The organism is Chitinophagaceae bacterium, assembly GCA_030053935.1.
Lineage (GTDB): Bacteria > Bacteroidota > Bacteroidia > Cytophagales > JASGCU01 > JASGCU01.
The window spans coordinates 1-8,134 of sequence record JASGCU010000098.1 but is presented as its reverse complement, the minus strand read 5'-3'; the positions used below and the strand labels follow the sequence as shown (position 1 = coordinate 8,134).

At 33.4% G+C, this 8,134-nt stretch carries 5 protein-coding genes and 1 tRNA gene; all 6 read right to left on the bottom strand.

Translation table 11 applies throughout. The features are described from left to right. Positions 1–35 precede the first annotated feature (35 nt). A complete protein-coding gene (locus QM536_08700) occupies positions 36–131 on the bottom strand; it encodes a DUF2200 family protein (GenBank protein ID MDI9357084.1) in 96 nt (31 codons plus the stop codon). A gap of 31 nt (positions 132–162) precedes the next feature. After that, positions 163–315, bottom strand: a complete 153-nt coding sequence (locus QM536_08695; protein MDI9357083.1) for a hypothetical protein — start codon at positions 313–315, stop codon at positions 163–165. A 326-nt stretch (positions 316–641) separates the two neighbouring features. Then, positions 642–713 (bottom strand) — tRNA-Met (locus QM536_08690). Between the two features lie 232 nt (positions 714–945). Next, positions 946–6,111: a gliding motility-associated C-terminal domain-containing protein gene (locus QM536_08685; GenBank protein ID MDI9357082.1), complete on the bottom strand. Its 5,166-nt coding sequence runs from the start codon at positions 6,109–6,111 to the stop codon at positions 946–948. A 377-nt stretch (positions 6,112–6,488) separates the two neighbouring features. Then, entirely contained in the window at positions 6,489–7,070 is a 582-nt protein-coding gene (locus QM536_08680) for a DUF420 domain-containing protein (protein ID MDI9357081.1), read from the bottom strand. After that, positions 7,067–7,717 carry a signal peptidase II gene (locus QM536_08675; GenBank protein MDI9357080.1) on the bottom strand — a complete coding sequence of 217 codons (651 nt, stop codon included), beginning with the start codon at positions 7,715–7,717 and terminating at the stop codon, positions 7,067–7,069. Before QM536_08675 ends, QM536_08680 begins: the two co-directional genes overlap by 4 nt. Positions 7,718–8,134 lie beyond the last annotated feature (417 nt).

Sequence of the window (8,134 nt, the reverse complement as noted above, 5' to 3'; positions counted from 1 at the left end):
AGTTACTTTGTTATTTTTCATTTTTGATATTGATTTTATTGTCTTAAAATTTTTTTAATTTTTTTGCCTTTTGCTAATTCGTCAATAATTTTGTCTAGGTACCTTACTTTCTTGGTTAAAGGATTTTCAATTTTTTCTATTCTGTAACCGCAAATTAATCCTTTAATTTGTTCTGCATTTATTTAAATCAGAAGCATAAACAAACAAATACCTTTTAGTATATTTATTATAGTCAAATATTAATTTTTGAAGTTCTGTTTGAAGTTCTAAAATTCCCATTCTTTTTTTAAGATACTTGTCTAAAATGCTTGCCATAGTTTGTAAATATAATTAATTTTATTTTCTGTGTAGGGTTTTTCTGCATGATACCTAACATCTGTTTTACGAAAATTGGGCAGTTATAATACATTAAACTATGGAAGGGACGAAAAAAAGATATGCAAATAGAGCTCATGAAATTTTTATTGTACCATCTCTTTTATAGGATGTATTTTCTCTTGTAAGAGAGTTATGGGTGAAAGCACCCTATCCAGCATTATAAAAATGGTATAAAATGAACTCATACTTGTCCCCATCATATAATGGGTACAAAAAAATAGTTCTCGGTTTTAACCAAGAACTCTCTTAATTATGGTAAAAAGTAGCGGGAGTAGGACTCGAACCTACGACCTTCGGGTTATGAGCCCGACAAGCTACCACTGCTCCATCCCGCAATATGTTTTATATTATAAATGATATTATAAAAAATGGTATCTATTCAAAAAACAAAGAAATACATATTTTTTGTTTTTTTCTATTTTTAGAATTTACACATATTATTATAATTCTTTCTTTTTCATCATAAAAAGATAAAAATATGCTAAAATAATTTTTTTTTTGAATAAAAATGTGTTTTTATGATACTAATTTTTGTTTTTCTTATAAAAGAGTTTTTTTTATGGGGGTTTAGCGTATCAATTTTACTATTCCTCTTTGTTCTATGAGAGGTTTTGAAGTATCTACATTGTTATTATATGTTATTTTATAGACGTAGCTTCCTGTTGGGAGTAATTTTCCGTGGTATTCTCCATTCCACTTAAATGTAACATCATTACTAAAATATACAAGTTCTCCCCATTTGTTATATATAAATATAGAAAAATCTTTTACATACGAATTGGGAAATATGGAGAATGTTTCGTTTTGGACAAGCCCTTGTGCATCGGGGGAAAAAGCAGTTGGTGCATAAATAATAGCGGAGCAGTCATCGAATACGGTTATTACAGAGCGTCTACAAGTGCTTCCATTTGTAAAAATAACTTGATATACACCTGCTTGGTTAATTTTGAGTTTTTGTTGCGTTCCAATAATGATAGATTCGGGTAATTTTTTCCATTGGTATGTATTAAATTCTCCGGGTGATACTTCTATAGATGGATTTATGGGGTCTAAAGAACAAAATTTAGCAGTTTGGGGGAGTTTCACTGCGGTATCGGAAATAATAATAATATTTGCGGTGATAGTTTGTGTTTGGATGCATTTACTTTGCCTATGAGTAGCTATTACTGTGTAATCTCCTGTGGAATCTACGTTTATATTTGCTATGGTATCAGATATTGTTTTATTATTTCTTTTCCATACAAAAGAAGTTTGGGATGGAGAGGCGGTATTTGCGGTAAGTGTGACTTGGTTTTGGTTAGAGCAATTTGGAGTTTGCGTCAAGGAGAGATTTATATTTTTATATACCTGGACGAGTTTAGATGCAAAACTTCTGCAAGAGGATGTATTATCTCTCACTCTTACGGTATAATTGCCTCCTTCTGTAATGGTTATCTGTTGGGTAATGGCTCCGTTATTCCATGCGTATGAAAAAATAGCATTTTGAGGAGAAACAACAGCATTGAGTATTCTTGTTCCTAAACAGCTGTCGCCTGTAGTCGTGATAGTGACGGATGGTGGAGGGGTTACAATTGCTTCTATTTTTTCAATACGTTTGCAAGATATCGCAGAAGTGGTTGCTTCTACGGTATAAGTTCCTGATGAGGTAATTGCTATTGAGTCTCCTGTTCCGATGGTATTTCCTGATGAATTTTTCCATGTGATGGTGATATTTTTATTTGCAGGAATAATAAATATCTTTCCAGCTGTGCAGATAGTTTGTGTGGGGTTGAAAGAAATTTGTGGTTGTGGAGATTGTAAAACAGCAATATTAGATTTTGTAACAATACAGTTATCTTCTATTCGTGTGACTTGCACAGTATATGTTCCAAATGGTATTTCGGGAATAGTAATAGAATCTCCTGAAAAAGTATTGGCAGCGGGAGTAATATTTCTACCAATCTGGGAGGATATAATTTGAAAAGAATAATTACTTTTTATGTTTGTTTTTATTTTTATGATGCCGGATTGGCAACCTGCTACTCCTATTATGGTATCTTTAAAGGAGGCAATATTAGAATTTATTGCTAAGCCGAAGAAGGAGGTTTTACATTGGGAAACGGGGTTATTGATTTGGAGTTGATATGTTCCTGCAAGGAGATTATTGATGGTGTGATTGGTGGGCGGGTTTGAGATAGGGGTAGTGGGTATAGTTTTTGCACCGGATAGAGTATACGAAAAATCACCTATGGTTTGAAGGGAAATATGTATCATGCCATTGTCTTGTCCGCAGTCGGCAGCATTAGAGGTAGATGCGGTTGCTTGTATTTTTGGGTTGATAGTAAAAGCAACTTTACTCGTTGCAGAACATTTAGTAATAGTATCTGTTACAAGGACACCGTATTCGAATATACCTGTAGTTTGTGTATTGACAGGTTGTTTTCTTGTTTTATTGCCATTTTCAGCACCGTTGAGGTACCATATATAAAAATCTCCTAAATCGGCATCTAAATCAGGAATGGTATCACCTTGGCAGATGGTAGTATTACTTCCTAAATCTACTGTGGGTCTTACATCGATGACTCTTACTTCTACGGTATCAGAATAGCATCCCATAGCATTTATTATAGATACTTGTAAGGTGCTTGGTGTGGTAACAGTTATTTGTCTCGTGGTTTCTCCCGTAGACCATTGGTATGTTTGTCCTGCTACATCGGTATTCCATGCGGATAGGATTACTCCATTATCATTACAAATGGGTTGAGGAGAGGTAATTTGTGGTTTTTCGGGGGTGACATTTATGGTGATATTTCTTTGCAGAGTGGTATCTAAGAGACATCGGTTTGTCACTTGGAGTCGTATGGTAAAAGTTCCTGCTGTTTTGATAGCATATTCAAATTCTTTGAGGGAAACGGTAGTATCGGGTAAAAACCATTTGAATTTATCTATATCAGAGGATTCGGTAGCAATAAATTGAGTTTTTCTTCCGAGGCAGCCATTCTGAAAATCCATAGTAATTTCATTGGTAGGTGCAATATATGAATAGATAAAAGAAGGAAGCCCTAATCGTGAGGAGGTTCCGCCGGCAAGGGTAATGCCCATTGGATTCACGGTGACATTTGCTCCCTGCCCTTCGGGATTATTAATAGTTGCTAATACATTTCCATTATCTTTTGCAATATACATGGTTTTATCAGGTCCTATTTGAATCGCTCCAAAAGAAGGTTCTGAGGCAACTACATATTTTGTATTTTGTATGGCTGTTATTTTTTGTGCATCTGTTATTTTTGCAGTAAGGGTATCTACTCCGAATTGTATTAATTTAGAAGCAGTACCTTCTTTTGTGGTTATGTATATGTTAGATCCATTTGGAGAAAAAGCCAATCCATATATTTCCGATGGCAGAGGTTCTGAAATATCTATAGTAATAGCAGAATCCACTCTTCCGTTCGTGGTATTAAATTTTGCTATTTCTAAAAAGTTATCTTGCAGATTGGGAATGGTAGTGGCTATATAATCTGAATTGGGAGAAAGAGTCAAAAACCCTTTTCCATTTTTTTCATTACTGAAAGCATGGGGTCTTCCTGTGGTAGAAATAGTTGCATTTGCTATTCCATTTTTATCAATAAAGTAAGCGCGGTAGTTATTATTTCCATATTCGTGTGCGATGATCCATATAGTATTAGAAATATCTTGGGCGGTGAGTCGTTCTGTGGATTGTGAAAATAGACGTTTATTTTTTGAGATTACTCCCCCATTAGCACTGTCTAAGCTCATATCTACGAGGGTATAACTCATTTGAAAGGTTTTTTCTCCATAAACAGATTGGGTTGTAATTATGTAATAGAGAAGTTTATTGTCGGGTATGGGTATAATAAGAGATGATTGTGCTGAGGTGCTATCTCCGCCTATTTTTGTTCCGTTTTCCATAATGCGATGTTTTTTATTCCAAACGGTGCTTCCGTTGGTATAAAAAAGAAGTTTTCCATTTATATCCGAAATGGTAGCACATCCTTGTGGAGAAGTCATTTTGTTTGCATCGGCGATGGCTATTGCAGGGGATTTATTAAAATTAATACCAGCTCTTTCTCCAAAGTACCATATATTTGCTTTTTGTTCTTTATTTCCATACCATTTTACTTCAAAGGATTTCACAGTATAGCAAGAGGTAGCGGTGTTTATGACCTTTACCCAATAAGTTGCTGCGGAATCTAATTTTGCTGTTGCTGTGGTGGCTCCTGTTGACCATAGATAGCTATAAGTAGCAGAACCAGTGCTGGGAGTAGCATCTAAGGTCACAGATTCGCCGATACAGACAGTGGTATCTTTTAGGTTAACCTCTATATCATTGCTGGCAATATTTATAACTTGGGTGAGGGTTTGGGTATACCCATTGAGGGTAGCAGAAAAACGGACTGTATAAGTGCCTGGATTTTGGTATTCGTGAATAGGGGCGTAATGCAATGAATTTTCTCCATCGCCAAAAGCCCATCGGACGGATTCGGGATTTGGAGATACATCGGGGAAAAAGACAGTAGTATTCTTTTGACAGATGCCTGTGGTCTGAAAAGACATTTGAAAACGGAACTGTGCAGGCGGTGCGGAGACAGAAAATTGCATAGCCCTGGTACCTGCATTTCCAAATAAAGCTCTTTCTTCGTATTTTATTTTATCCGCAGTGCTATCGGCTTGTTTTATTATTCCTAAGAAAAAAGCCCCTCCATTTGATTCCTGATAGATATGATAGATATTTCTATCGGGAGCTTTTTTGAGACCGAAGCTTCTATAAAGCCCGTTTGAGACCTTCGGATTGGGAAAAATTACTTGCGATGTGTTTTTTTGTATATCGTATTGGTATACTTTTCCTTGCAAACTGCTGCTACTTCCATAACGTGAGTAGTATAATTGTGAACCGTTAAAAGACCATTCTACACCAAAAATGGATTCTGTTATTCCATCAGATACCGCTGTGTTGAAAAGTTGTTTTACAAATGCTAGCTTTCCTGTGGAGGGCTTGAAGGATAGAATTTGTATATTTCTTTGAGCGGTTTTAGGAGCGACTGCAATCAACAGAGAATCATTTCTTAAGGAAAAAAAAGAAAAACCTGCCGCTTCCAAGGATGGATTATTTGCATTTTCAAAAGAAAAAGAGCTGGTATCCATACTTGCAGAGGTTATTTTCAAAAGCTGGTATCTTCTATTGAGTTTATTTTGACCCAATAACCAAAAAAAACTTCTATCCGCAGATGGAATAATAGCTACTGCACCTGAAGGATTTTTAAAAAGAGTGCTTTCGTTTTTGCTCGTTATAACTCCCGCAGGAATTACTGAAGCATTTCCTAATGCCTCTCTATCAAAAAGAGAATACTGTATTTCTGCATCGGTATAAGTAAAAATATAAAATAATCTTTGACTTCCCGGAACAGGGCAACCAACCACTCTCTGTGAAGCACTGCTCATAGCACTTAATCCCATACCATTTGGAACGATTTGATGATCTCTATCGTATACCGTATTTCCATCTGTATAGAATAGAATGTTCCCATTCAAAGGGTCAGCAACCACCAATCCTCCCTGAGAACTAAAAGCCACCGATTTGTCTGCCGATACCCTTGCGGTATAATTTCCTTTATCAAAATCTATTCCATTACTCGTATTTCCAAATTTCCAATGGAGGTCTGTGTAATCCTGTCCTGCACTTTTTATGATACTAAAAATGACTATCCCCACACTTACAAAAATCTTTTTATTCATTGTTTTTTTTTATTTACCATTACTTATTTTACGCAAAAATATAATAAAAATTTCGTATTGTTAATGTAATATAGTTTTAGTAAACTCTTAATAGAGTTTCAATTGTTGTAATTAATAAGGTTCTAATATTTGTAATTATTTATCTACTATTTTTTTTATGGTAATAAAAAATAAACAAAATAGAAACAGTGAAAGCACATAACCTTATCCCAATCCCTAAAGAATGGTATGATTCTATTAACATACATGCTACTCTTCACTGTTTGTAAATCTTTCGTATTCTATTTTTTATAGTTTTACTATACCCTTGGGGTTATAGTTAAATAATTACACAATATTCCTAATTCTATTTCAAAAAAACATCCTCACTCAATACCTCATAAAGTATAGCTCTCTTTCAATATCCAATAAATAAGAGGTCCTGTAAAAGTTATGTAAAGCCAAAGAGGATAGATAATACGAGCTATTTTTTTATGTATAATATAATCTCCAATAAGTCCTTTATAGGCAACCAATATAATAAACGGCAAACAAAAAGTTGCTAAAAGAATATGAGTAGATAAAAAAAAATAATACAAGAATTGAGTATTTTGTATGGCATTTTTTTCTTCTACAGATAAGACACTATCGTGATTTATATCTCCATACTTGACTGCTCCACTGGCAAAAACATGGAGAAAAAATAATATCAAGAAGAGAGAGGATATAACTAATGCTATCTTCATAATATTACTATGGAGTATTTTATGTCCTCGTTTTATAGCAATCACTCCTATAATAATGAGGAAGAACACGAGAGTGTTTAGCAATGCATTGATAAGAGGAAGCATAGTAAGATTTTTTTGTAAAATGCTTATATGTTCCATTTTATCCGCTTTATTAAGTCCGTAAATAAGGATAATAGAAAAAATAAATATTCCGTATTGAATATAGATGTCTTTTGTTTTTGTAATTTTCATCTTCTGAGTTTAAGCATAATTTTATAAACAGTTCTTACTAAAATATCTGTATGTACAAATAATAGAACTACTCCAGTAGTAATATAAGTATCGGCAAGGTTAAATATATAGTGAAAAAGGGGTATTTTTGTATTGGCTAAAAAAGGAAACCATTCGGGGATGGTCATAGATTCTATGGCTGGTATGTAAAACATATCTACTACTTTGCCAAAAAAAAGTTGAGAGTATTGTATTTTAGGCAGAATAGATGCGATTTGATAAGAATGGGGAATACTTTCACTAAATACAGCGGCATATAATAAATTGTCTATGAAATTTCCAATACTCCCAGCTAAATAGAAAGCCATCACTATTATTATTTTTTTATTTGCATAATTTCTGATGAGATATTGTATCATCACAATAGAAATAATAATCAGAATAAATCGGCTGCAAGTAAGATTCACCTTGCCAAAATCACCACCGTATTTCATTCCCATAGCCATGCCTATGTTTTCGGTGAATATAAATTCAAACCAATTTTCTATAAATACTATCTTTTCTCGGTAAAACATATGGAGCTTTACCCATATTTTGAGAGATTGGTCTAATAATACTAAAATACATACAAGGGTATATATTTGTAAATAGGTGTATTTTTGGTTCATTTTTTATGCAATAACAGACAGAGAAAAAATAGTATCATGAGTTATAGTGGGGGCTAAAAAAATTGATTTTTATTTCACCAAGAATAAAGCAATATGCGATTCTATATTATAGAAAGGTTCTTGTATTGTAACTACTTATGTTCTAAATTTTTTAGCAAAATAAAAAAAATTGTAACTATTTAAAATTTTATAAAAAAATTGTTACAAACAAAATAATAATTTACTCACATTACGCAAAAGCAAAAATATAATAAAAATTCATATTTATAACTTTGTAAAATTTGATTATCAATAGTTTTAAAACTCAATATTTCGGTCCAAAGGACTTTTCGGAGGGGAATCATGTTTTAATTCTTTAGGGGAGTTCTAAAAATTAAATATTTGAACATCATATAAATATATGTACTTTTTAACAAA

Excerpts from the sequence above, each read along its gene's own strand:
- QM536_08685 (MDI9357082.1), bottom strand. The coding sequence starts at position 6,111 with ATGAATAAAAAGATTTTTGTAAGTGTGGGGATAGTCATTTTTAGTATC.
- QM536_08680 (MDI9357081.1), bottom strand. The coding sequence starts at position 7,070 with ATGAAAATTACAAAAACAAAAGACATCTATATTCAATACGGAATATTT.
- QM536_08675 (MDI9357080.1), bottom strand. The coding sequence starts at position 7,717 with ATGAACCAAAAATACACCTATTTACAAATATATACCCTTGTATGTATT.
- QM536_08695 (MDI9357083.1), bottom strand. The coding sequence starts at position 315 with ATGGCAAGCATTTTAGACAAGTATCTTAAAAAAAGAATGGGAATTTTA.